Origin of the sequence: Mesorhizobium sp. M0676 (assembly GCF_040320535.1) — a bacterium.
GTDB lineage: Bacteria > Pseudomonadota > Alphaproteobacteria > Rhizobiales > Rhizobiaceae > Mesorhizobium.
Genome location: NZ_JAMYPU010000089.1, coordinates 1 through 743 on the forward strand (window position 1 = coordinate 1; position 743 = coordinate 743).

The 743-nt window shown below is 57.2% G+C and carries 1 protein-coding gene; it reads right to left on the reverse strand.

Translation table 11 applies throughout. The features are described from left to right. The coding region (locus NKI35_RS31300; protein WP_352742663.1) for a transporter substrate-binding domain-containing protein at positions 1-558 on the reverse strand (558 nt) is incomplete at its 3' end. Positions 559-743: the final 185 nt, after the last annotated feature.

Here is a 743-nt window from a genome sequence, read left to right on the forward strand (position 1 = left end):
CTTGTCATCGGGGATGCCGATCTTCTGAGCGGTCTTCACTGCAGCCCATCCAGAGCCGGTGACCGCTGTGACGCCCTTGTCGCGGACGTCCTCGTATGAGTGGAGCCCCTTCGGGTTTCCCTTCGGCACGAGCAGGCCGTCAATAATGGCCACAACTGGGTCGGTAAACAGCACGTTCTTGCAGCGCTCAGGGGTGATTGCCATCCCCCCCGTGATCATATCAAAACGGGCTGCCTGCAGACCGGGGATAAGCGAGCCCCACTCCGTCAAGACTGGCTCGACCTTAGTTGCACCCAGCTTTCTCAAGATATCGATTGTGACGGCATTGACGAAGCCGAGTGGCTCGTTGTTCGGGCCCGGATAGGCGTGCGGAGGTTCATTGGAAAAGCCGATCCGGATTGTATCCCCGTTTTTGATTTTATCGAGCAAGGATGCAGCGGAGGCTAAACCGGTCGTCGACCCGATTGCCATTGCCGCTACACCGAGAGCAGCCAGTCCCGTCAGGACTTTCCGTCTCGAGGGGCGGCCCCTGTATTGTTCGTGGTGACTCGTTTTCATCGTATCACTCCTCCCAGTCCACGTTGTAACTGCCGAGGAAGCTTACAGAGCCAGACGGGTCATGTTGTGCTGATTGACACCTAGCGGCGCAGGAATTCGACCTTTTTTTCACGGCTACGCATGTAACCTGCAGAGGACGAGCGAAGTTGGTGAACCCATCGCACACTCGCCCATTCGCTTTTCCA